This is a genomic window from Dyella sp. (genome assembly GCF_051954575.1).
Taxonomy (GTDB): Bacteria; Pseudomonadota; Gammaproteobacteria; order Xanthomonadales; family Rhodanobacteraceae; genus Dyella_B.
Map to the genome: position 1 here is coordinate 72042 of NZ_JBQCHP010000080.1, position 21780 is coordinate 93821.

At 63.9% G+C, this 21780-nt stretch carries 24 protein-coding genes; 11 read left to right on the forward strand and 13 right to left on the reverse strand.

The genetic code is table 11. The annotated features are described in order from the left end of the window. Positions 1–94 precede the first annotated feature (94 nt). From hutG to ACTHNE_RS11230, 3 genes are all read right to left on the reverse strand, one after another. On the reverse strand, positions 95–874 hold the full coding sequence (hutG, locus tag ACTHNE_RS11220) for an N-formylglutamate deformylase (RefSeq protein ID WP_324947192.1): 780 nt from the start codon (positions 872–874) through the stop codon (positions 95–97). Positions 875–898: 24 nt separating this feature from the next. Beyond that, positions 899–2245, reverse strand: coding sequence for a glutathione-disulfide reductase (gorA, locus tag ACTHNE_RS11225; RefSeq protein ID WP_440269286.1), 1347 nt, complete (start codon positions 2243–2245; stop codon positions 899–901). Positions 2246–2343: 98 nt separating this feature from the next. After that, the gene (locus ACTHNE_RS11230; protein WP_440269287.1) at positions 2344–3603 is read right to left on the reverse strand and encodes an NAD(P)/FAD-dependent oxidoreductase; all 1260 of its coding nucleotides are present in this window, start codon (positions 3601–3603) and stop codon (positions 2344–2346) included. A 194-nt stretch (positions 3604–3797) separates the two neighbouring features. Here ACTHNE_RS11230 and ACTHNE_RS11235 point away from each other — a divergent pair, with 194 nt between their 5' ends. From ACTHNE_RS11235 to ACTHNE_RS11250, 4 genes are all read left to right on the forward strand, one after another. Beyond that, positions 3798–5135: a hypothetical protein gene (locus ACTHNE_RS11235; protein WP_324944060.1), complete on the forward strand. Its 1338-nt coding sequence runs from the start codon at positions 3798–3800 to the stop codon at positions 5133–5135. A 281-nt stretch (positions 5136–5416) separates the two neighbouring features. Beyond that, positions 5417–5932 (forward strand): C40 family peptidase, encoded by a 516-nt coding sequence (locus ACTHNE_RS11240; RefSeq protein WP_324944066.1) that lies wholly within the window; start codon positions 5417–5419, stop codon positions 5930–5932. 132 nt (positions 5933–6064) lie between these two features. Continuing rightward, complete coding sequence (locus ACTHNE_RS11245; RefSeq protein ID WP_440269288.1) at positions 6065–6532, forward strand: MarR family winged helix-turn-helix transcriptional regulator; 468 nt, start codon at positions 6065–6067, stop codon at positions 6530–6532. Next, a complete protein-coding gene (locus ACTHNE_RS11250; protein ID WP_440269289.1) occupies positions 6529–6960 on the forward strand; it encodes an organic hydroperoxide resistance protein in 432 nt (143 codons plus the stop codon). Before ACTHNE_RS11245 ends, ACTHNE_RS11250 begins: the two co-directional genes overlap by 4 nt. Positions 6961–7101: 141 nt before the next feature. Here the strand turns inward: ACTHNE_RS11250 and ACTHNE_RS11255 are convergent, their stop codons facing one another. Next, entirely contained in the window at positions 7102–7587 is a 486-nt protein-coding gene (locus ACTHNE_RS11255) for an FKBP-type peptidyl-prolyl cis-trans isomerase (RefSeq protein ID WP_440269290.1), read from the reverse strand. Positions 7588–7622: 35 nt separating this feature from the next. Continuing rightward, a complete protein-coding gene (locus ACTHNE_RS11260) occupies positions 7623–8843 on the reverse strand; it encodes an MFS transporter (protein WP_324937170.1) in 1221 nt (406 codons plus the stop codon). A gap of 178 nt (positions 8844–9021) precedes the next feature. Here ACTHNE_RS11260 and ACTHNE_RS11265 point away from each other — a divergent pair, with 178 nt between their 5' ends. Further along, a complete protein-coding gene (locus ACTHNE_RS11265) occupies positions 9022–10341 on the forward strand; it encodes a DEAD/DEAH box helicase (protein ID WP_440269291.1) in 1320 nt (439 codons plus the stop codon). A 96-nt stretch (positions 10342–10437) separates the two neighbouring features. Here ACTHNE_RS11265 and ACTHNE_RS11270 read toward each other — a convergent pair whose 3' ends face one another. Further along, complete coding sequence (locus ACTHNE_RS11270; RefSeq protein WP_440269292.1) at positions 10438–10992, reverse strand: GNAT family N-acetyltransferase; 555 nt, start codon at positions 10990–10992, stop codon at positions 10438–10440. A gap of 4 nt (positions 10993–10996) precedes the next feature. Beyond that, on the reverse strand, positions 10997–11746 hold the full coding sequence (locus ACTHNE_RS11275; RefSeq protein WP_440269293.1) for an SDR family NAD(P)-dependent oxidoreductase: 750 nt from the start codon (positions 11744–11746) through the stop codon (positions 10997–10999). Positions 11747–11857: 111 nt separating this feature from the next. Here ACTHNE_RS11275 and ACTHNE_RS11280 point away from each other — a divergent pair, with 111 nt between their 5' ends. Together ACTHNE_RS11280 and ACTHNE_RS11285 are read left to right on the forward strand one after the other, a co-directional pair. Continuing rightward, a complete protein-coding gene (locus ACTHNE_RS11280; RefSeq protein ID WP_440269294.1) occupies positions 11858–13702 on the forward strand; it encodes a DEAD/DEAH box helicase in 1845 nt (614 codons plus the stop codon). 188 nt (positions 13703–13890) lie between these two features. After that, positions 13891–14700 carry a DODA-type extradiol aromatic ring-opening family dioxygenase gene (locus ACTHNE_RS11285; RefSeq protein WP_440269295.1) on the forward strand — a complete coding sequence of 270 codons (810 nt, stop codon included), beginning with the start codon at positions 13891–13893 and terminating at the stop codon, positions 14698–14700. Here the strand turns inward: ACTHNE_RS11285 and ACTHNE_RS11290 are convergent. Then, the gene (locus ACTHNE_RS11290; protein ID WP_440269296.1) at positions 14687–15010 is read right to left on the reverse strand and encodes a cupredoxin domain-containing protein; all 324 of its coding nucleotides are present in this window, start codon (positions 15008–15010) and stop codon (positions 14687–14689) included. The genes ACTHNE_RS11285 and ACTHNE_RS11290 overlap by 14 nt on opposite strands. A gap of 29 nt (positions 15011–15039) precedes the next feature. Continuing rightward, positions 15040–15987, reverse strand: coding sequence for a metallophosphoesterase family protein (locus tag ACTHNE_RS11295; protein ID WP_440269297.1), 948 nt, complete (start codon positions 15985–15987; stop codon positions 15040–15042). A 122-nt stretch (positions 15988–16109) separates the two neighbouring features. Here ACTHNE_RS11295 and ACTHNE_RS11300 point away from each other — a divergent pair, with 122 nt between their 5' ends. Together ACTHNE_RS11300 and ACTHNE_RS11305 are read left to right on the forward strand one after the other, a co-directional pair. After that, entirely contained in the window at positions 16110–16673 is a 564-nt protein-coding gene (locus tag ACTHNE_RS11300) for a sigma-70 family RNA polymerase sigma factor (protein ID WP_440269298.1), read from the forward strand. Continuing rightward, positions 16660–17409: an anti-sigma factor family protein gene (locus ACTHNE_RS11305; RefSeq protein WP_440269299.1), complete on the forward strand. Its 750-nt coding sequence runs from the start codon at positions 16660–16662 to the stop codon at positions 17407–17409. Before ACTHNE_RS11300 ends, ACTHNE_RS11305 begins: the two co-directional genes overlap by 14 nt. Positions 17410–17607: 198 nt before the next feature. Here the strand turns inward: ACTHNE_RS11305 and ACTHNE_RS11310 are convergent, their stop codons facing one another. Together ACTHNE_RS11310 and ypfJ are read right to left on the reverse strand one after the other, a co-directional pair. Further along, positions 17608–17952 (reverse strand): YkgJ family cysteine cluster protein, encoded by a 345-nt coding sequence (locus ACTHNE_RS11310; protein ID WP_324938022.1) that lies wholly within the window; start codon positions 17950–17952, stop codon positions 17608–17610. Positions 17953–17968: 16 nt separating this feature from the next. After that, positions 17969–18823, reverse strand: coding sequence for a KPN_02809 family neutral zinc metallopeptidase (ypfJ, locus tag ACTHNE_RS11315; protein ID WP_324938020.1), 855 nt, complete (start codon positions 18821–18823; stop codon positions 17969–17971). Between the two features lie 101 nt (positions 18824–18924). Here ypfJ and ACTHNE_RS11320 point away from each other — a divergent pair, with 101 nt between their 5' ends. Further along, on the forward strand, positions 18925–19317 hold the full coding sequence (locus tag ACTHNE_RS11320; protein WP_324938037.1) for an MAPEG family protein: 393 nt from the start codon (positions 18925–18927) through the stop codon (positions 19315–19317). A 13-nt stretch (positions 19318–19330) separates the two neighbouring features. Next, complete coding sequence (locus tag ACTHNE_RS11325; RefSeq protein ID WP_440269300.1) at positions 19331–20128, forward strand: lysostaphin resistance A-like protein; 798 nt, start codon at positions 19331–19333, stop codon at positions 20126–20128. Between the two features lie 59 nt (positions 20129–20187). Here the strand turns inward: ACTHNE_RS11325 and ACTHNE_RS11330 are convergent, their stop codons facing one another. Together ACTHNE_RS11330 and ACTHNE_RS11335 are read right to left on the reverse strand one after the other, a co-directional pair. Then, positions 20188–20775 (reverse strand): Maf family protein, encoded by a 588-nt coding sequence (locus tag ACTHNE_RS11330; protein WP_440269301.1) that lies wholly within the window; start codon positions 20773–20775, stop codon positions 20188–20190. Between the two features lie 37 nt (positions 20776–20812). Then, complete coding sequence (locus ACTHNE_RS11335) at positions 20813–21742, reverse strand: hypothetical protein (RefSeq protein WP_440269302.1); 930 nt, start codon at positions 21740–21742, stop codon at positions 20813–20815. Between the last annotated feature and the right edge of the window lie 38 nt (positions 21743–21780).

Sequence of the window (21780 nt, forward strand, 5' to 3'; positions counted from 1 at the left end):
CTCGGCATACCGAAACTGAACGACGGTCGGAACATGACGACGACGCCGGTAGCCTTTTAAACAAATGCCTCCAACCGCCGACAACGCGATCGGCTCAGGCAAGGCAGCAGCGCAGCAAAGCCTGGATGGTTTCCTGCACCTGTTTCGCCTTGCCTTCTTCCCAGGCGAAGCTTTCCTCGTCCATGTACTGGCACTGCGCCAGCTCCAGTTGCACCGCCTCAACGCCGTCAGCCGGACGCCCGTAATGGCGCGTGATGTGGCCACCCTTGAAACGCCCGTTGACGACGAAGTCGTAGCGGCTCTGCGCCTCCAGCACGTTGGTGAGCCGCCACTGCAGCTCGCTGCCGCAGCTCGCGCCATCGGCCGTACCCAGGTTGAAATCCGGCAGGCGTCCTTCGAACAGCATGGGCACCTGGCTGCGGATGGAATGGCCGTCCCACAGCACTGCCCGGCCGTGTTCCGCTTTGAGCCGCGCAAGCTCACCGGCAAGCGCCTGGTGATAGGGGCGCCACCAAATGTCTACCCGCTGGTGGATTTCGTCGGCATCCGGCTCCTTCCCCTCCAGATACAACGATTGCCCGTCGAAACCGATGGTCGACACCAGGCCCGTTTCGCGCCGTCCCGGATACAGCGCGTGGCCGTCCGCGGGGCGGTTGAGATCGACCACATAGCGCGAGGCGACCGGCTTGATCACGCTGGCACCCAGCTCCCGCGCAAGCGGCTCGTACAGCCGCGCGACATGCCAGTCGGTGTCGGGTACACGACGGGCGGCGGGCTGCAGCCGTTCGGCCAGCTCGCCGGGAAGATGGGTGCCGTCATGCGGCAAGCTGATCAGCAGCGGCGCGTGGCCGCGGGTAAGGGTGAACGTATCCATGCCCGAAGTGTGAGCCCTTGGCGATCAGTGCAGCAACAGCAGTTCCTCGGCGGCAGTGGGGTGAATCGCGATCGTGGCTTTCAGATCGCGCCAATACAGCCCCTTCTGCATCGCCACCGCGAAACCCTGCAGCAACTCGTCGCTGCCCGGTCCCAGCACATGGATGCCGACCACCTTGCGCTCCTCGCCCACGGTGACGAGCTTCACCACGCTTTGCTCGGCGCGGCCGGCCACCATCCATAGCAAGGGCGTATAGCGGCCGGTGTGCACGTTCACCGCATCGCCGTAACGGGCGCGCGCCTGCTGTTCGGTAAGGCCGACCGCCGCCAACGGCGGTTCGGCAAACACCACGCTGGGAATGACGCTGTCGTCGAACTTGGCGTCGGCCTGCCCGCCGATCAGCCGATCGGCCAGCGCACGTCCTGCTGCCACAGCCACCGGCGTGAGCGCCCGGCGATCGGTGACGTCGCCCACTGCGTATACGCCGCGCACGTTGGTGTTCTGGTAGGCGTCCACCAGGATGTGACCGCGTTCGTCGCATTCCACGCCGAGCGCCTCCAGGCCGAAGCCGCTGCTGTTCGGCACGCGTCCCACCGCCCACAACACCGCATCGTAAACACCGTGCTCGGCGCCATCGAGCGCTTCCAGCGTCACCCTGCCCGGTTGCCCGCGAGCGGCCTTGATGCGCGTATTGCGCAGGATGCGAATGCCGTGCGCCTGCATCTGCACGGCCAGCCCCTCGACCAGTTCGAGATCGAAGTCGTTCAACATGTTCTCGCGCACCAGCAGGTCCATCTGGCAACCGAGTCCGCTCAGCACACCGGCGAATTCCACCGCCACGTAGCCACCGCCCACCACCGCGATGCGCTGCGGCGGCGCATCCAGCTCGAAGATCTGGTCGGAAACGATGCCCAGTTCGAAACCGGGGATATCAAGCCGATGCGGCCTGGCGCCGGTGGCGATCACGATGTGCGGTGCGCTGGCCTGCATGCCTTCTGGCGTAACCACCGTATCGCTGGAAAGCAGGCGCGCCGATGCTTCGATGACGCGAATGCCGGCCAGGTCCAGCCGCGTGGCATAGCGATGGCGGATGCCCGCGATGTACTGATCGCGCAAGGTACGAAAGCGCGCCCAGTCCAGGCGCAGCGGTTCGGCATCGAAACCGATCTCGCGGCCAAGCCGATGCATATCGGCGATCTGCGCCGCGAACCACATCGCCTTCTTCGGCACGCAGCCGCGATTGACGCAGGTGCCACCCAGCGGATCGGGCTCGAACAATGCGACGCGTGCACCGAGGCGCGCCGCGCGCTGCGCCACGCTCAAGCCACCGGAGCCTGCGCCCAGCACGATCAGATCGAAGCGTTCGCTCATGCATCCTCCTGCCGTGATTGTTTCCCGCCGCCATGCCACGCCGAACTGGCGATGCACGGTCAAAACATGCTTTCAAGTTACGTGTGCAACACGCACAGCTAAAGACCGAAACGTGCTGGCGCATAAGGCGCCGGATCGATCGCCGGCGCGGCGCCGTAGATCTGCGCAGCGACCAGTTCGCCGGTTGCCGCTGACATGCTCACACCCAGCATGCCGTGCCCCGTCGCCAGATGCAGGTTCGACCAGCGCACGCTCGGCCCGATGATCGGTATTTCATCCACGCTCATCGGACGCCAGCCCCACCATTCTTCTTGCAGTTGCGGGCCTTCGGGTTCGTGCAATCCTTCCGCGGCGCCACGCCGCAGGGCATCCATGCGCTTGCGGTTGAGACCTTCCGAATAGCCGGAGAACTCCATGGTGCTGCCCAGGCGGAAACCGCTGTCCCAGGTGGTGATGCACACCTTCGCTTCGCGCAGCACCATCGCATAGCGCGGCGCCTGTTGCGGCCGGGTGTAGGTCAACGAATAGCCTTTGCCGGGCTGCATCGGCAAGCGCAAACCCAGGCGCTTGCCGAGCAAAGGCGACCACGCGCCCAGCGCCAGCACCACGCGATCGCCGGTGAAATCGCCGCGTGAGGTGGTGACGCCCACGATGCGTTTGCCGTCGGTGGCGAAATGCTCGATCTTCGCGCCGGTCTCGATCACGCCGCCCAGCTCGCTCACCCTGCGCGCCAGCTCGGCGGCGTAGCGGTCCGGCCGCAGACGTGCATCGTCCGGATGGAACAGGCCGCCTTGCACGCCCGGCTTCAGCGCCGGCTCCAGCGCTTCCACTTCGGCGCCCCGCAGGCGCTGCACCGGCACGCCCATGCGATCGAGCAACTGTGCGTGATGGTGTTCGTCATCGGCCATCTGCGCAGCACTGCGATAGACGTATAGAAGGCCTTCTTCCACGAATTCGCAATCCAGCCGGTCATCGCGAACCAGGTCGGCGATCAGGCCGCGTGAGCGTTGCAGAATCGCCGCCCGCGCTCGCGCCGCGTGTTCGAAATCGCGCCAGGTGCATCGCCGCGCGAAACCAAGCAACCAGCGCAGGCGCGCGCTATCCAGCCGTGGATTCAAATAAAGCGGCGCATCGGCCTGGAGCATCGAGCGCAAGGCCACGCCCAGCGTACCGGGCATGCACAACGGCGCCGCGTGGCTGGGCGTGATGGTGCCGCAATTGCCATGGGAGCTGCCGCAGCCGGGCGTGCCCTGCTCCAATACGCGCACCCGCGCACCGCCTTTGAGCAGATGCAGTGCGCACGAAAGACCAATGACGCCACCACCCAGAATCAGTATGTCGCTGCGAGAGGAATTCATCGGACCATTGTAGCCGTCCAGCCCGTTCGAACCATGGTGGCCTTGCGCAAAACGAAACCATTGGTGCTTGATTCTGGGCGCCCGAGCCTGTCGCTGGCAGCCACGCCCGGCATTTGCTGCACAAGTACTTGCGCAGCGCCAGGCTTCGTCGCAGGCTGGTGTCGCATCCACGACCTCCCCCAACGCCGATGCGCATGAAGATGGTGATGTGCCTGCTTTGCACGACCGTGCTGGTGGCCCCGGTCAGCGCGCGCGAGCAGTTGTCCGCCCCTTCCACCACCGAACTGCTCGATCACTTCGGCACCGCGCCCAACGGGCTGGCGCGCTACGAATACTTGAGCTCGGTACTACCCCTGCTTGCCGGCGAAGACAAACTGCTCGCGAAGCAACTGCTGGCGACCGTGGACAGCGAACTGGGCCTGTACAACGAAGCCATGATGGCCTTCCCGTTCGACAACCGCGTGGCGCCACCACGATCCACGCCACTGCCGCAATCGGATCAATGGCAAGCCGTCGATGCGGCCGACGTGATCGCCAAGCTCGCCGCCAATCGTCGCATCGTGATGGTCAACGAAGCACATCACGATGCACACACCCGCGAGCTCACGCTGGCCTTGCTGCCGCGCCTGCGCGAGCTCGGTTACCAGTACTTCGCCGTTGAAGCGCTCAGCGCCAAGGACGTCGACCTGATGCGCCGCGGCTACGCAACCGAAAGCTCCGGCAGCGAATACGTGCTCGAGCCGCTGTATGGCGAGATCGTGCGCCAGGCGATCCGGCTGGGCTACACCGTCCTCCCCTACGATCCCGAAGACGCCACCACCGAAAACCGTGACGGCGAGCAAGCGCGCACGCTGCAGAAAGTATTCGACAAGGACAGCCACGCCAAGCTGTTCGTGCATGCGGGCTACGCGCATATCGACAAGGCGGTGGGCAACCTGGGCAGCCGCATCCAGCCGATGGCGATGCAGCTCAAGCGCATCACCGGCGAGGATCCGTTGTGCGTGGACCAGACGCAATTTCGCGATGTGGCGGTGGGCGGCCTGGATTTCGGTTTCTACAACACCGTGGCCAGCCGCTTCCCGCAACAGCAGCCTTATGTGCTGCGTGCGAAGAGCGACGGGCAAATCTGGAGTTCCGATCCACGGCAGCACGATGTGACGGTGGTGCTGCCGCCTGCCGCGGAACGCGATCTGGACGTGAACGGCTTGATGCGCAGCGATGCATTGCACCGCGAGGTCATCTTGCCGCGCACGCCTTTCGATCTCGACCAGCGGCCCTCATGGCTGGCCTTGGGCGGTGCGCGCGATCGTTATCCGATCAACACGGATCTTTGCGACAACCAGGTTCCCTGCGCGATCGACGCGCATTATCCGAACGAGCCCGACAACGCCACACCGGCCGATCGCTACACCTTCCTGCACAGACGTTCGCACAATGTGCTCTATTTGTTCCCGGGCCATTACCGCCTGCGCGCCTGGGACGCCACCGGCAAAACGCTGCATCAGCAAGATATCGAGGTACCGCCTCGCTGATCGCGCGAGAATGGTTCTTTGCTTTCTTGTTGCCGTTTCGCACGCACGAGTAGCTTTGCCGGGCAAGACGACCACCATCCACGGCAATGCGCAGCATCTGCGCAGGTGCGGTGACGTTCTTGAGCCCGGCTTGCCGCTGCTGCCGGAAAGCTCTTCCAGTCCCTGAAAACTTCCATGCAAACCGTTGATTTGCTATAACCTCGACGCAAACACGCCGAGGTTTTCTTATGGGTTTGGCCGGCGCCGAAGATCCCGACAAACATCGATCGTTCGTCCGCGCCATGCGCCTGGGCGCGCTGGCCGCCGTGCTGCTGTTGCTGGCCGCCTGCGCCAGCTCGCCCCGCCGCGAGGCCACCTACAAGCCATCGCGTTCGGCGCTTGCCGATGAACCCGCGCGCGCACCCGAAAACGCCGTCGGCACCGCCAACGACGTGCTGTTCCGCGCCATGGCCCTGGTCGGCACGCCGTACCGCTACGGCGGCAACACGCCGGCGGGCGGCTTCGACTGCAGCGGACTGGTCGATTACATCTATCGCAACGCGGCCAACATCGCGCTGCCGCACAGTTCACGCGACATGGCTTCGGTCATTGGCTCCAAGATCAAGCGCATGGACGACCTGATGAGCGGCGACCTGGTGTTCTTCGCCATCGGCGGCGGCATCAGCCATGTCGGGGTCTACGTCGGCAAGGGCCGCTTCGTACATGCACCCAATAGCGGTGGCACGGTGCGGCTGGACGATATCGACGGGCCGTACTGGCGCGATCACTTCGCCTACGGCAAACGCTTGCTGGATTGAACCTCGGGCGGGGGCGCAGCCCCCAACATCCGGAATGCAGATACATGTCGACGTTGGGGTTTGCACCCCAACCTACATGCCTTCACGAAAATTAAATTGTACACAATTTAATTTGATGCTATCGTTTGCTGCATGAAGAAATCCGTCGACCCCTCCCTGCTGCTGGACGAACAGCTCTGCTTCGCGCTCTACGCCGCCTCACGCCGGATGACGGCGGCGTACCGCCCGCTGCTCGACGCATTGGACCTCACCTACCCGCAGTACTTGGTGATGCTGGTGTTATGGGAACAGGACGGGCTGACCGTGCGCGAGCTGGGCGAACGCCTGCAACTGGACTCGGGCACGCTCACGCCGCTGTTGAAGCGGCTGGAACAGGCCGGCTTGCTGGGCCGCCAGCGCCGTCGAAGCGACGAGCGCGAAGTGGAAATCACCCTGACCGATGCCGGGCATACGCTGCGCGAGCGCGCGGCCGACGTACCGCGCTGCATGGCCGAAAAACTTTGCATGACCGTCGATGCTTTCAAACAACTGCGCGACGAGCTCAAAAAACTGGCGACGCAACTCGCCTCCCCCTCCGACCCAAGCGAGAAAAACCTATGAGCAACCCGACCAAAGTCCTCTACACCGCTACCGCCACTGCCCAGGGCGGCCGCGAAGGCCATATCCACAGCAGCGATGGCGTGCTGGATTTCGATCTGAAAGTGCCGAAGGAACTCGGCGGCCCGGGCGGCGCCGGCAGCAATCCGGAACAACTCTTCGCCGCCGGCTATTCGGCCTGCTTCGAAGGCGCCGTGCGCTATGTGGCGCGCGAGAAGAAAATCACACTGAAGGATGCCTCGGTAACCGGTCACGTCGGCATCGGGCCGCGCGAACCGACCGGTTTTGCCATCACTGTGAAGCTGGAAGTGAGCCTGCCGGGCATCGACCGCGCCGTGGCGCAGGAATTGGTCGACATCGCGCACCGCGACATCTGCCCGTATTCGCATGCCACGCGCGGCAATGTGGATGTGCAGATCAGCCTGGTTTGATGTGAGCGGCTGATTGATAAAGCAACGGCGTCGAAAGGGCGCCGTTGCTTTATTTGAGTGACGTGTCGGCTGGGATGCCAATCCCAGCTTTTGGCGTCGCGCGATGCTGGGATTAGCATCCCAGCCTACGAATTGCGCCGATCAATGGGCCTCGGCGCCCGGCGGATGCGCATGTCCGTGCTGGATCTCTTCTTCCGTCGCCTCGCGCACTTCCTGGATCGCCACGTCGAAGTTCAGCGTCTTGCCCGCCATCGGGTGATTCAGATCCACATCGACCGTGGACATGCCGACCTTGTGCACCGTCACCGCGCGCTGACCGCCCTGCTTCAGCGACAACACCGTCACCATGCCCGGCTTCAGGCGGTTGCCCTGCTGGAAATATTTCTTCGGCACGCGCTGGATCTGGCCTTCCTGGCGTTCGCCGTAGCCCTCGGCCGGCGGAATTTCCACTTGCAGCGTGTCGCCGGCGGCGTGCTCTTCCAGCGCCTTTTCCAGGCCGGGAATGAGCTGGCCATGGCCAAGCAGTATCCACAACGGCTCGCCGCCGTCGTGCGAGCTTTCGACCTTCTCGCCATCTACGGTGAGCGTGTAGTGGAACGCGATGACCTTGTCCTTGCCAGCCTTCATTGCCTGTTTCTCGTGCGGTAAAGGCGGCGATTCTATCAGCTACCGAAGCGCACGCCGCGCGCCTCCGGCCCTAGCCATACCAGCAAGGCCAGCAGCAAAGCCACAGCGGCGATCCACAAGGACATCACCAGCGGCAGCCCGGCCCCCTGCGACGCCAGCCAGGACTGCGCCGTGGCGGTGCCGGCGGCGATCAGATTGCCCATCTGGTAGGCGAAGCCCGGCAAGGTACCTCGCACGGCATCCGGCGAGAGCTCGTTCAGATGCGTGGGCACCACACCCCAGGCGCCCTGCACCATCACCTGGATCAGGAACGCGCCCACGCCCAGCAGCCATAGCGAGCCGCCGTACGTCCACAAGGGGATCACCGGAATGGCGAGCAGCGCGGCGGTGATCATCGCGCGGCGGCGGCCGATTTTCTCCGACCACGCACCGAAGCAGATGCCGCCCACCAGCGCGCCGAGATTGAGCATGGCCACCAGCACAAACGCCGCACTCGAGCCGCTCGGCAGATGCAGGTTCACCTCTTCGAAGGTGTGATACATGTCCTGCGAGCCATGGCTGAACATATTGAAGGCCGCCATCAGGCACATCAGGTAGATCGCCAGCTTCCAGTGGCCGCGCATCGCCTGGCCCAGGCTGAGCTTGCCCTGCGCTGCCTGGCTCGCCTCCCATGCCGGCGATTCGGGTACGCTGCGCCGGATATACAGCACCAGCAGGGCCGGCAACGCGCCCACTACGAACAGGCCGCGCCAGCCGATGTGATCGATCAGCAGCCAGTTCACCAGCGCGCCCAGGAAGAAACCGCAGGGATAGCCACTCTGCAGCAAACCCGACACAAGGCCGCGCGATCTGGCCGGAATCGACTCCATCGCCAGCGAGGCGCCGATGCCCCATTCGCCACCCATCGCCACGCCGAACAGGAAACGCAGCGCCAGCAGCATCGTGATCGAGGTAGAAAACGCGGTTGCCAGCTCGAACAGCGAAAACAGCAGCACGTCGATCATCAGCACCGGCCGGCGACCGAAGCGATCGGCCAGGCGCCCGAACAACAATGCACCGATCGGACGCGCCGCCAGGGTCAGAAACACGCCCAGCGTGACTTCGGTGCGATCGACGCCGAATTCCTTCGCGATACCGACGATCACGAAGGTATAGAGAAAATAGTCGAACGCATCGAGCATCCAACCCAGGAAACTCGCCAGCACGGTATGTCGTTGCTCGTGATTCAACTCGCGAAGGGCGGACAGGACAGACATGCTCGGCTCCCATTGAGTGGCGCGAGGCTACCATGCTGCGAAAGCCCTACAAACGGCCGGTGCGCCATTCATGTATACTGCGCGCTCGAACGCATCCCATCCTGGACGCGTTCCTCCCAACCCTTATCGATAGCAACGCGGTTCTGCATGAAGGCTCCGGGTTGCACAGGAGCATTTCATGTCTTTCGAATCGCTGGGCCTAGCCCCTGCGTTGCTGCGCGCGCTCGCCGAACAAGGCTACGCCGAACCCACCCCGATCCAGGCCGGCGCCATTCCGGTGGTACTGGAAGGCCACGACCTGCTGGCCGCCGCGCAAACCGGCACCGGCAAGACCGCCGCGTTCGCGCTGCCCTTGCTGCAGCGCATGTCCACCACCACGCCTGCAAGCAAGCGCCCGCGTGCGCTGGTGCTTACGCCCACGCGCGAACTGGCGGCGCAAATCCACGACAACATGCGCACCTACGGCAAGCATCTGCGCGTAGGCAGTGCGGCCATCTTCGGCGGCGTCAGCATGGGCCCGCAGATCCAGGCGCTGCGTCGTGGCACCGATGTCATCATTGCCACACCGGGCCGCTTGGTCGATCACATGCAGCAGCGCACGATCGATCTGTCCGGCATTGAAGTGCTGGTGTTGGACGAAGCCGATCGCATGCTCGACATGGGCTTTCTGCCCGCGCTCAAGCGCATCATCGGTGCGCTGCCGAAACAGCGCCAGACGCTGCTGTTCTCCGCTACCTTCGCGCCGGAAATCAAGGCGCTGGCGATGCAGTTCATGCACTCGCCGCGCGAAGTGTCGGTGACGCCGGCCAACAGCGTAGCGACCACGGTCAGCCACGAAGTGCATCCGGTCGATGCGTCCCGCAAGCGCGACCTGCTGCTGCACGTGCTCAGCAAGGACAGCCGCCGCCAGACGCTGGTGTTTTCCCGCACCAAGCACGGCGCCGATAAACTGGTGCGTTACCTGGAGCAGTCGGGCCTGCGTGCGGCCGCGATCCACGGCAACAAGAGCCAGAATGCGCGCACGCGTGCGCTTTCCGATTTCAAGAGCGGCCGCGTCACCGTGCTGGTGGCGACGGACATCGCCGCGCGCGGCATCGATATCGACCAGTTGCCGATCGTGATCAACTTCGATCTGCCGATGGTGGCCGAAGACTATGTGCACCGCATCGGCCGCACCGGCCGCGCCGGCGCCAGCGGTCTGGCCTTGTCCCTGGTGAGCCATGAGGAATCGGGCCTGCTGCGCGATATCCGCAAGCTGCTGAATCAGGAAATCACCATCAGCGACGTGAGCGGTTTCGAACCGTCCGCGCCGCTGCGCCTGGATGCGCATGCGCCGCGTCCGAAGCAAGGCCAACGCCAGGCGCGCCCGCCGCGGCAAGGTGGCAACGGGCATCGACCGCACGGCCATGCGCCGCAGAACAATGGCGGCGGTGAACATGCGATGGGCAATCGCAAGCGCCGGCGCCCGCGCGGTGGCAAGCCGGCGGCGAAAGCGTAACGGCGCTTTCCGTGCAGGTTGGGGTGCAAACCCCAACATCGCGATTTGTTGGAGATGGCAATGTTGGGGTTTGCACCCCAACCTGCGGGAAGTTGTTCATGCGCCGGGGCAGACCAGCGCCGTAAGGATGTGGTCCTCCCACACCCCCGCGATCTGCAAATACCACTTCGCGTAACCTTCCCGCTCGAATCCTAGCGACGCCAACAGTTTCGCGCTGCGTTCGTTGCGTGGCAGATAATTGGCCATGATCCGGTGCAGGCGCAATTCGCCGAACGCCCAGGCCATGCCCGTCTCCAGCACTTCACGCATCAATCCCTGGCCTTGCATGCGCGCATCGACGCCGTAGCCCAAGTGACACGCCTGAAATGCGCCGCGCACGATGTTGGCGAAGGTGCAGGTTGCGAGGATGGCCTCCTCCGCGTGGTCGAACACGAACAAGGGATAACCGCGATCATGCATCGCGTTATCGCGTCCATCGGCGATCGTCTTCGCGCAGTGTCCGAGCGTATAGTAGGCCGGTTCACGCAGGGGTTCCCATGGCGCCAGATGCTCGCGATTGTCCACGCGGTAGCGCAGCAGTTTCGCTGCATCCGCCTGCCCCGCAAGGCGAATGCGCGTGCGTGGCGTCTGCAGAATCGGTGATGCAACCACGCGCTTAGCGCTCCTGATCCGTCGGCCGCATCAGCACTTCGTTGATGGATACGTAGTCCGGACGCGTCACGCAGAACAGGATGGTGTCGGCGATGTCCTCGGCCTGTAGCTGGCGCATCTCGCCCGCACGCATGTCCAGCGCGCGGCGGCTGGCCTCATGACCGATGTGTTCACGCAATTGGGTGTCCACCATGCCGGGCTCGATCACGCTGACGCGGATGTTGTCCTTGTAGACCTCGCGCCGCAGCGATTCGGAAAAACCCACCACGCCGAACTTGGTCGCCGCATAGGCCGCCGCGTTGGGATTGGCCACGCGCCCGGCCACCGACGAGACGTTAACGATGTGCCCGTCGCGCCGCGCGCGCATGCCGGCCAGGGCGGCCTGCGTGGAGGCGATCAGGCTCAATAGGTTCAATTCCAGCATGCTGCGCCAGCGGCCCAGGTCCGCTTCGGCGACCGGCTCCAGGTACATCACGCCGGCATTGTTGATGAGGATATCCAGGCGGCCATAATGCGTCTCGGTTTCCTTCACGACGCGTTGCGCCCCGGCTTCTGAAGCAAGATCGGCCACCAGCACCAGCGGTTCGGCGCCCAGCCCGGCAAGCTTGGTCGCGAGCTGATCCAGCCGGTCCTTGCGCCGCGCGGCGATTGCCACCCTGGCGCCCTGCTCGGCCAACGCCAGCGCGGTGGCTTCACCGATCCCCGAGGACGCTCCCGTAACCAGGGCAATGCGATCTTTCAGGCGGTTTTTCATCCATAGCTCCGTGTAACGATGCCAACTTCCAAGAGTATGTCGTCCCCGGGCTGTTACAATAGTCACCTTTCTCCTGCATGCCCCGTGCATGCTTCGTCGAGGTTCTCCCCCATGTCGTCCCCGTCTTCCGACTCTGCCCCGGCCGCCGCTGGTTTCTCTGCGCTTGCGCTCTCGCCGGAAGTGCTGCGCGCATTGGCCGACGTGGGTTACGAATTACCCTCGCCGATCCAGGCCGCCACCATTCCTTCCCTGCTCGAAGGCCGCGACGTGCTGGGACAGGCGCAAACCGGCACCGGCAAGACGGCGGCGTTCGCGCTGCCGATCCTTTCGCGCATCGAAATGCGCCCTGGCAAACCGCAGGCGCTGGTGCTGGCGCCGACGCGCGAACTGGCCATCCAGGTGGCCGAAGCGTTTCAGCGTTACGCCGCGCACATGCCCGGCTTCCAGGTACTGCCGATCTACGGTGGCCAGAGCTATGGCCCGCAGTTGCACGCGCTGCGTCGCGGCGTGCACGTGGTGGTCGGCACGCCCGGCCGCGTGATCGATCATCTGGAGCGTGGCACGCTGGATCTTTCCGAACTGCGTTTCATCGTGCTTGATGAAGCGGACGAAATGCTGCGCATGGGCTTTATCGACGATGTCGAAAAAGTGCTGCAAGCCACGCCTCCGGAACGCCAGGTGGCGCTGTTCTCCGCCACCATGCCGGCGCCGATCCGCAAGATCGCGCAGCGGCATCTGAAGAATCCGGTGGAAGTCACCATCAAGGCCGCCACTACCACCGCAGCGAACATCCGCCAGCGCTACTGGTGGGTGAGCGGCATGCACAAGCTGGATGCAATGACGCGCATTCTCGAAGCCGAGCCGTTCGACGCGATGATCATCTTCGCGCGCACCAAGCAGGCCACCGAGGAACTGGCCGAGAAACTGCAGGCGCGCGGCCTGGCCGCCGCCGCAATCAACGGCGACATTGCGCAGCCGCAGCGTGAGCGCGTGATCCAGCAGCTCAAGGACGGCAAGCTCGACATTCTCGTCGCCACCGACGTCGCTGCGCGCGGTCTGGACGTGGAACGCATCAGCCACGTGCTGAACTACGACATTCCCTACGACACCGAAAGCTACGTGCACCGCATCGGCCGCACCGGCCGCGCCGGGCGCAGCGGCGAAGCGATTCTGTTCGTCACCCCGCGCGAAAAAGGCATGCTGCGCGCGATCGAACGCGCCACGCGCCAGCCGATCGAGGAAATGAAGCTGCCCACGGTGGAAGCGGTGAACGACCGCCGCATCGCGCGCTTCAAGCAGAGCATCAGCGATACGCTGGCGATGGGCGGCATGGAGCAGTTCCAGCAATTGATCGAGCAATACGAACAGGAGCACGACGTACCCGCGGTCGAAATCGCCGCCGCACTGGCGCGCATTGCGCAAGGCGATCGCCCGCTGCTGCTGGAAGCGCCGCCCAAGCGCGAGCGCACGCACGAACGCGAAGCGCATCCGGCCCGCTCGCATGACGGCGACAGGCCACCGCGCGAAGCGCGTCATCGCGAAGAAAACACGCGCGACTTCGCCCCGCGCCAGCTGCGCCCGCACGCCACCGAGGCCGGCAAGCGCACGTACCGCATCGAAGTCGGCCACGAACACGGCGTTAAGCCCGGCAATATCATCGGCGCCATCGCCAACGAGGCCGGCCTGGAAAGCCAGTTCATCGGCCGCCTGAGCATCCGCGGCGACTACAGCCTGATCGACCTGCCCGACGGCATGCCCAAGGAAGTGTTCCAGCACCTGCAGAAGGTGTGGGTGAACCAGCAGCAGCTGCGCATTCGCGAGTGGGATGGGACCGAGCAGGAGGAGTCAGGCACACGCGCACCGCGCAAGCCGGGTTTCAAGCCGGCGCACGCGCGTGGGCATGCGGGCAAGCCGAAGCATGCGCGCGGCGGTGACAAGCCGCCGCGCCGTAAATAACCGTAGGTTGGGGTGCAAACCCCAACGTCGACATGCATGTCGTGACGTCGGAAGTAGCAGGCCGAAGTTCGTTCCATCCAGAGCAACAGTGTGTTCTTGGCTGCCTACCACCGCCCATGTGTTCATGCGGCCATAATGCTTCGCCTGAATATCCTTGCGTTGGGGTTCGCACCCCAACCTACGCCAGCATGAACACACTTCCGAGCCTCTTCATCTCCCACGGTTCGCCGATGACCGCCCTGCACCCCGGCCGAGTCGGCGAGCGGCTTGCGGAGACGGCCGCCAGCCTGCCGCGCCCGAAAGCCATCGTGATCGCCACCGCCCACTGGCTGGCGCGCCAGCCGAGTGTGGGCGGTGCGGCGCAGCCAGAAACCGTCTACGACTTCTACGGTTTTCCGCGCGAGCTGTACGAGCTCCGCTATCCAGCGCCGGGCGCACCCGAAGTGACTACGCAGGTCGCGCACTTGCTCGGTCAGGCGGGTTTGACCGCCGCGATCGACCCGCACCACGGCCTCGATCACGGCGCATGGGTACCGTTGCGCCTGCTCTATCCGCACGCCGACATTCCGGTGGTGCCACTGTCGATCCAGCCGCACCTGGGGCCTGCGCATCACTACGCGGTCGGCCGCGCGCTTGCGCCGCTGCGCGAACAAGGCGTGCTGGTGATCGGTTCGGGCAGCATCACGCACAACCTGCACGATCTGCGCGCCGGCTTCAGCGAAAGCAACGAAGCGCCGTACGTGCGTCCGTTCATCGGCTGGTTCGAACAGAAGATCCAGGCCGGCGACGTCGACGCCCTGCTCGACTACCGCCGCCAGGCCCCGTTCGCCGAGCGTGCGCATCCCACCGACGAACATCTGCTGCCGCTATACGTGGCGCTCGGGGCTGCCGGCGAACACTTCGACGGACGGCGCATCGATGCGGGCATCGACCTGGGCTTCCTTGCCATGGATTGTTACCGCTTCGACGGTGCAACCGCTGCCGTCACTGCACAATGACTGTGCCGACCATCATCGGACGGATCGAACAGTAATAGGTGTAGGTGCCCGGCTTCAGGAACATCACCGTATAGGTGTCGCCTGAATCCAGCGCTTTGGACGCTACGAACGCCCCGCCGGCACTGGTTACCACGTGCGGCTCCTCATCATGGTTGGTCCAGACCACGCGCGTACCCACCGGCACCACGAGTGATTTCGGCGCGAAGGCGAAATTCTGGATCGCCACCTCATGGGTGACGCCCTTGGCCGGCGCGGCGTCCGCCGCTGCGCACGAGGCCGCGACGCTGCACAGGGCGATGGCCGCAGGCATGCCAATCCCCCTCCATCTCCATAAGGGTTTCATGCCAGCACCTCGTCGGTTACCGCCAGTGCACCGCCCCTCTGCACATGCCGCACATCGCGAATGCCAAGGTAACGATGCAGTGCCTGCGCGGTCACGCTCTGCAACGGTCCCGGTCCAGGACCGTCGCCCGGTGCAGGCTGCGGATAGGCGGTGGAACGCGTGGTGTAGAACGTGATGCTGCCTTCCACCTTCTGCTGGATCTGGTGGATGTGTCCGTTGAGCACAGTGACCGAGCCGAAGCGGCGTAGATAGCTCAGCGCCTCGCTGCTGTCGTCCGTACCCCAGCCCCATTGCGGATACAGCGGCCACAACGGCATGTGCGCGAACACCACCACCGGCGTTTCGGCCGACCGGCCGGCCAGATCGTTCTTCAGCCAGGCCAGTTGATCCGCACCCAGCGAACCCAGTCCACCGGCCTTGAGGTTAAGCACATTGATCAATCCGACGAAATGCACGCCATCCTGATCGAAGCTGTACCAGCCGCCGGCGTTTTGCTTTACGCCGAAGCGGCGGAAGAATTCGGTGCCGTTGTCGCCGATCACATCGTGTTCGCCGGGCACGTAGAAGCGCTGGCTGACGCGGGCTTCCTGCATCAATCCGTTCAAAGTGTCGAATTCCTCGGGCTTGGAAAGATGGGTCAGATCGCCGGTATGGAGCAGAAACGCCGGTCGGGTCTGCTGCGCATTGATCATCGCCAGCGAACGACGCAGCGTTCCGATCACGTCCGGATTGGGCGCCTTGTGAAAACCGATGTGCGAGTCGCTGATCTGCACGAAGCCGAAAGTGCCGCCCTTGATGGCAGGCGCATCGCCGAGCGGGTGCGCGCGCAACACGCCGCCCTTCATCATCCATAAGGTGCCGGCGCCGGCCCAGGCCATGCATTTGAGAAACTGCCGACGACCGCCGGCTTCCTCGTCGATCCTGTTGTCGTGGTCCTGCATCATCGTCACTCCGCCGCTTGGGCCGCCCAGCGCCGCCCTCACCTGCCTTTACCTGCCTGCAGGCCGGCCTATTCCGTGTTTTCCGGCGTGGGAATAAAGTCGCCGCCATACCGGTAGAAGGTTTTATGCCCTCCGACTTCCGCCCCTCCGCAGCCGTTTCCCGCAGCGCCCATTTCGAGGCCTGCGTGCTGCCGCATCTGGATGCCGCCTACAACCTCGCACGCTGGCTGGCGCGCGACGATGCGGACGCCCAGGATGTCGTGCAGGAGGCGATGCTGCGCGCATTCCGTTACTTCGAAAGCTTCCATGGTGGCGAAGCCCGCGTATGGCTGTTGGCGATCGTGCGCAACACGTTCTATTCGTTGCGCGCCAAGAGCGCCTCCGACGATGCGCATGAAACCTTCGACGACGATGCCCACGTCGTGATCGACGAACAGCCCTCGCCCGAAGCGCGCGCCCTGCTCGCCGTCGACGTCGATGCATTGCAGACCGCGCTGGCCCACCTTCCGCACCCCTTGCGCGAAGCCATCGTGCTGCGCGAGCTGGAAGAATGCTCCTACAAGGAAATCGCTGCGATCACCGGCCAGAAGATCGGCACGGTGATGTCGCGCCTCGCCCGCGCACGCGAACGGCTGCGGTCCGAACTGTCCACCACTTTCACGGAGGCACGCCGTCATGATGTGCGATGACGCCAGGCTGCTTCTGCACGCCTATCTGGATAACGAACTGGATGCCGCGCAAAGCGTGGCCATCGATCGGCATATGCAAGGATGCGCCGCCTGCGCAGCGTTGCATGCGGACTACGCGCAGTTGCATGAGGGCTTTGCGCGCGCATCGCTATATCGGCGCGCACCCGATACGTTGCGCAAAGCATGGTCCGCCGAACCGGTCGTGCCGCGCGCCGTGCGCGCACATCGTGCACCTGTTGCGTTGGCGATGGCGGCGGGATTCGTCGCCGCGCTGCTACTTGCCGCACCGGCGTGGTGGTACACGCTGCATCGCGGTACTGGCCAGTCACTCGACGAAGTGGTTTCCAGCCATATCCGCTCGATGCAGCCGCAACACCTGATGGACGTGATTTCCACCGATCAGCACACGGTAAAGCCATGGTTCGACGGCAAGCTGGATTTTTCGCCGCGCGTGAAGGATCTGGCAAACCAGGGTTTTCCGCTCGTCGGCGGACGACTGGACGTGCTCGATGGCCGTACCGTGGCCGCACTGGTTTACCGGCGGCACCTGCACGTGATCAATCTTTATCAGTGGCCGATATCGGCATCCGCCTCCGCACAAGATGTTGCGCAATGGCATGGCTACACCGTGATCCGATGGACGGACGAGCACATGCGTTTCGTGGCGGTGTCCGACGTCAATGAAAGCGAGTTGCGGCAGTTCGTGCAGATGTTTCAGGGAACCACGCAACCGTAGCGCCAATCCGCAGTGGAGATTTGTGCTTGTCGAGAGCCGCAATCCGCCTTACCGTCATTCCGGCGAACGCCGGAATCCAGTCAGGAATGACGTGCGAAGCACACCAGAGAGAAAATTTTGTGTGCTTAGCACGACGTGTTCAAACTGGATTACGGCGTTCGCCGGAATGACGACGAGGTACCAAAACCTAGCGGCTCGCTATAGCCAGTCGTCCATGGCCAACGGCGCAAGACCGTGCATGCTGCGCGCCTTGTCGCATTGCGGACTCGGCGTGCCGGTTTCCCAGGCGGGTTGAACGTCATGGCAGATCGATGGCCGCCGCGCGTAGATGCTGCAACGGGTAGCGGCGCCGACCGTGCCTTCCAGCGCCACACATCGCGGCCAGTAGGCTTGCGTACCGCGCATCGCCACGCGATGGGGATCAAGTTTTTCAGTGAGTTCAGGCGGCACCTGGCCGCCCATCGACGCGTCCGCTTCCATCCAGTGAAAGGCGACGCGGAAGCTGGCGCAACAAGCGCCACAGCGTTGGCACGGATGGATCACGACACTAGCCAGGCATTCATACCGGCCCGCTGAACGTGTTGCACTGGCGGATATCTCCGCTCTCCAGCCCCGTCTTGAACCATTTCACGCGCTGCGCCGAAGTGCCGTGCGTGAACGAATCGGGTACCACGGTGCCGCGCGCTTCACGTTGCAGGGTATCGTCGCCGATCTGGCTGGCGGCATTGAGCGCCGACTCCACATCACCCGGCTTCAGCCATTGCAGGCGCTGCTGCGTGCGATTGGCCCATACGCCGGCAAAGCAATCGGCCTGCAGCTCCTGCCGCACGGACAGTCCGCCGGCGCCTTCCATCGCCACACCTTGCCGCTGCAGTTGCTCGCTCTTGGCGAAAACGCCGAGCTGGTTCTGCACGTGATGGCCGACCTCATGCGCAATCACGTAGGCGCGCGCGAAATCGCCGCTGGAATGGAAACGCGTTTGCAGTTCGCGGAAGAAATCCAGGTCAAGGTAAACCTTCTGGTCGCCGGGGCAATAGAACGGCCCAACGGCGGTCGATGCTGCACCACACGCAGTATTCACGCCGCCACTGAACAAGTGCAGCTTGGGATCGACATAAGTGCGCCCCATGCTGGCAAAGATGTCGCTCCAGGTTTTTTCGGTGGAACCAAGCACGCGGCGCACGAAGTCCATCTGCTGCGGATCGACCTGCGCCGGCTGGCTGCGCGGCGCATAGCCGGACGGCTGGCTACCACCCTGATCGAGCAGCGCGAGCGGATTCTTGAAGAAGATCCAGCCGAGCAAGGCGAGAATCAGCAGGCCACCAATGCCCATCCGGCCGCCGCCGAAACCGCGGCCACCACCGCCTTGATCGACTTCGACGTTCTGACTTTCTTCGCCCTTTTGCCAGTCCATAACGCCTCCCGCGCGCCATCGCATGCCATACCGGCCAACCCCCACAGCATGGCACCAAAACCGCTACAGTGGCAGCTCCTTTCCTACGCGTACGCACCATGATTCAGAACCTGCCCGCCCTGGTTACCTTGCTGACTGTCCTGTTGCAATTCGCAACCATGTGGGCCGTCGGCCACGCACGCAGCAAGTATCAGATCAAAGCACCGGCCATCAGCGGGCACCCCGCGTTCGAACGCGCTTACCGCGTGCAGATGAATACGCTGGAAAGCACGGTGATGTTCCTGCCTGCGCTGTGGCTGGCGGTGCATTACGGCTATGTGCTTTGGGGTGGTATCGCCGGCTTGGTGTGGATCGTTGGGCGCACGTGGTATGCCTGGGCTTATCTGGGCGATGCCAACAAACGCGGACCGGGTTACGCGGTCGGTATGCTGGGCTGGGCCGCGCTGGTGGTGATGAGCGCGCTCGGCCTGGGTCGCGCCATGCTGGCAGGCTGATGCAAGGCAGCCGATGAGCGCGACGGACGCATCGACACGCTCGCCCTTGCCGAACGCACCAGGCGTGCTGCAGGCCTTTGGCCTGATCCTGCTCTATTTCCTGTTGCAGGTGGTGGCGGGCACGCTGATGGGCGTGATGGCGGGCGCGATCGAAAAGATCAGGCACCCGCAATTGCCGCTGGCCGAAGTACGCAAGCATGCCACGGACGTGCTGCAGCAACCGGACAGCAACGCGATGCTGGTGGTAGTCGCCGTACCGTTGATCGCGATGCTGCTGTTCTGGCTGGTGCATCGTACCTGGCCGTTGTTGTGGATTCGCGCCATGCCGCCGGGCTTTGGGGTGCACGGCCATGCCGCGCCCCGCTGGTATGCCGCAGCCCTGCTGGTCGGGCTGGCGATGCCGCCGCTCGGTGCGTTGATCACCCAGTGGCTGGCGCACGGCCACGAAGTGACGCAGAACGTGGAAGAACTCGGCCGGCATGCGTCGGCGCCTTTGCGGCTGCCGCTGGGCATCGTGGCGGTGACCGTCGGCCCGATGATCGAGGAACTGATGTTTCGCGGCGTGCTGCTATCGGCGCTGCTGCGGCGCATGTCGACGGCGATGTCGATCGTGATGAGTTCCCTGCTGTTCGGCGCGGTGCATCTGGCCGGGCTGAATTTTCAGTGGTACGCCTTGCCGAACCTGATGTTGCTGGCGGCGGCGTTGTGCTGGTTGCGATTGAAGTCCGCATCGCTGTGGCCGGCGATGCTGGCGCACGGGGTGTTCAATCTGTTTGCGCTGGTGGCGTTGTTTTCAGTGGGGAATGGATAAGCCGCGACGGCCATCGTCATTCAACAAAAAACTCATCGGAACGACCAACCATTGTTGGGTTACGCTGCGCCAACCCAACCTACGCCAAACTTCCGCAATAGCCGTGACGTTTCGAACAGCGGCAAACCCATCACGCCGGAATAGCTGCCTTCCAGATGTTCGATCATGGTGGCGCCCAGGCCCTGGATGGCGTATGCGCCCGCCTTGCCGAACGGCTCACCGGTCGCCACGTACGCCGTGACATCCGCTTCGCTCAACTCGGCGAAGCGCACGCGCGACACGCACACATCGCCGTGCTCCTGTTTGGCCGACATCATGCAGACCGCCGAGATCACTTCGTGCGTACGGCCCGATAGCGCGTGCAGCATTTCCGCCGCGTCATCGGCGTCCTTCGGTTTGCCGAAGACACGGTTCTCCAGCACCACTTCCGTATCGGACGCGATCACCAGCGCATCGTCCTGCGCTTCGCGCGTCAGCGCTTCCCAGCCGGCGTGCGCCTTGTCGCGCGCCACGCGCCGCACATAGTCCAGCGGCGTTTCTTCCGGATACGGTATTTCGGCCACATCCACGTCGAGAATGGAAAACGTAACACCGAGTTGCCCGAGCAGCTCGCGCCTGCGCGGCGATTGGGAGGCGAGATAGAGCATGGATCACCTGTTCCTTGCCAAACATCCGTCGCACAACTTACCGCAACCAGGGCGACGATGTACTCCAGAAGATGATGCGTGCACCAAGATAGTGCCGCCCGAAATCCTCGAACTCCGCCTTGGTGAACGGTTTGCCCGTGCGGGGGTTCGTGTAGGTCAAGGTGGGCTCCTGCACTGCCATTGCGACCAGGCTGAGCCGATCCTTGTAGCGATGGAAGAACGGATAGGCGTTATGCATCTGCGCCTTCCGATACGGCACGATGTCCGGTCCGCCCAAGCCGATGCCATGTGCAGCAGCGGCTTCGAACAGGCGCTCCATGTAGCGATGGTCGTTGTCCCATTCGCACGGCCAGAAGTTGACATATTGCACCACCGCCGAGCGCGTGAACGCCCGCCGCGCGAACAGCATGTTTTCCAGTTCGGCCTCGAAATAGGCGTCGCAGGTGAAACCCGTCTCGTCGTTTTTCTGGTCGATATCGATCGCCGTTTCCGGCAGATTGATGCCTTGCACGCGTCCGTCGAACGCCTTGGCGAGCGCCTGCAGCAGTTGCTGATAGCGCTCACGCAACTGCGGATTCCACTGCTGCGCCACCCAACCCTGGGCCTGCGGCTTGCCTTCACCGGGATTGTCCACCTGCGCCACCAAGCCACCGTTGTAAACGGAATCGCTGAGCAGGTAATCGGGCAGGTTGCGTGCGTCCTTGCTGAAGAAACGGTCTTGAAGCTGGATGAACAGCGCCTTGTGCAAGGCGGTGGCGCGGGCAAGATCGTGTTCGATGGCGGAGAAGTCGTAGCGTCCCTTTTGCGGTTCCAGCTGCCTCCAGGTGTAGACGATCTGCACGCCGTCGATATCGGGGCGGCGCAACAGCTCCGCATGTCGATCGATCTCGCCCTGACCGAGGAACAGAAAGTTCTGAGCTTCGCCACCCTTCGCCATGATCGGCAGCGACAACAACAGCGAGGCCATGATCAACAACAGACGTATCGCCCCGGCCATCCTTGTCC

What these genes read in the sequence shown, in the direction of transcription:
- hutG (WP_324947192.1), bottom strand. Translation starts at nt 874, where the DNA reads ATGGATACGTTCACCCTTACCCGCGGCCACGCGCCGCTGCTGATCAGC.
- gorA (WP_440269286.1), bottom strand. Translation starts at nt 2,245, where the DNA reads ATGAGCGAACGCTTCGATCTGATCGTGCTGGGCGCAGGCTCCGGTGGC.
- ACTHNE_RS11230 (WP_440269287.1), bottom strand. Translation starts at nt 3,603, where the DNA reads ATGAATTCCTCTCGCAGCGACATACTGATTCTGGGTGGTGGCGTCATT.
- ACTHNE_RS11235 (WP_324944060.1), top strand. Translation starts at nt 3,798, where the DNA reads ATGAAGATGGTGATGTGCCTGCTTTGCACGACCGTGCTGGTGGCCCCG.
- ACTHNE_RS11240 (WP_324944066.1), top strand. Translation starts at nt 5,417, where the DNA reads ATGCGCCTGGGCGCGCTGGCCGCCGTGCTGCTGTTGCTGGCCGCCTGC.
- ACTHNE_RS11245 (WP_440269288.1), top strand. Translation starts at nt 6,065, where the DNA reads ATGAAGAAATCCGTCGACCCCTCCCTGCTGCTGGACGAACAGCTCTGC.
- ACTHNE_RS11250 (WP_440269289.1), top strand. Translation starts at nt 6,529, where the DNA reads ATGAGCAACCCGACCAAAGTCCTCTACACCGCTACCGCCACTGCCCAG.
- ACTHNE_RS11255 (WP_440269290.1), bottom strand. Translation starts at nt 7,587, where the DNA reads ATGAAGGCTGGCAAGGACAAGGTCATCGCGTTCCACTACACGCTCACC.
- ACTHNE_RS11260 (WP_324937170.1), bottom strand. Translation starts at nt 8,843, where the DNA reads ATGTCTGTCCTGTCCGCCCTTCGCGAGTTGAATCACGAGCAACGACAT.
- ACTHNE_RS11265 (WP_440269291.1), top strand. Translation starts at nt 9,022, where the DNA reads ATGTCTTTCGAATCGCTGGGCCTAGCCCCTGCGTTGCTGCGCGCGCTC.
- ACTHNE_RS11275 (WP_440269293.1), bottom strand. Translation starts at nt 11,746, where the DNA reads ATGAAAAACCGCCTGAAAGATCGCATTGCCCTGGTTACGGGAGCGTCC.
- ACTHNE_RS11280 (WP_440269294.1), top strand. Translation starts at nt 11,858, where the DNA reads ATGTCGTCCCCGTCTTCCGACTCTGCCCCGGCCGCCGCTGGTTTCTCT.
- ACTHNE_RS11285 (WP_440269295.1), top strand. Translation starts at nt 13,891, where the DNA reads ATGAACACACTTCCGAGCCTCTTCATCTCCCACGGTTCGCCGATGACC.
- ACTHNE_RS11290 (WP_440269296.1), bottom strand. Translation starts at nt 15,010, where the DNA reads ATGCCTGCGGCCATCGCCCTGTGCAGCGTCGCGGCCTCGTGCGCAGCG.
- ACTHNE_RS11295 (WP_440269297.1), bottom strand. Translation starts at nt 15,987, where the DNA reads ATGATGCAGGACCACGACAACAGGATCGACGAGGAAGCCGGCGGTCGT.
- ACTHNE_RS11300 (WP_440269298.1), top strand. Translation starts at nt 16,110, where the DNA reads ATGCCCTCCGACTTCCGCCCCTCCGCAGCCGTTTCCCGCAGCGCCCAT.
- ACTHNE_RS11305 (WP_440269299.1), top strand. Translation starts at nt 16,660, where the DNA reads ATGATGTGCGATGACGCCAGGCTGCTTCTGCACGCCTATCTGGATAAC.
- ypfJ (WP_324938020.1), bottom strand. Translation starts at nt 18,823, where the DNA reads ATGGACTGGCAAAAGGGCGAAGAAAGTCAGAACGTCGAAGTCGATCAA.
- ACTHNE_RS11325 (WP_440269300.1), top strand. Translation starts at nt 19,331, where the DNA reads ATGAGCGCGACGGACGCATCGACACGCTCGCCCTTGCCGAACGCACCA.
- ACTHNE_RS11330 (WP_440269301.1), bottom strand. Translation starts at nt 20,775, where the DNA reads ATGCTCTATCTCGCCTCCCAATCGCCGCGCAGGCGCGAGCTGCTCGGG.
- ACTHNE_RS11335 (WP_440269302.1), bottom strand. Translation starts at nt 21,742, where the DNA reads ATGGCCTCGCTGTTGTTGTCGCTGCCGATCATGGCGAAGGGTGGCGAA.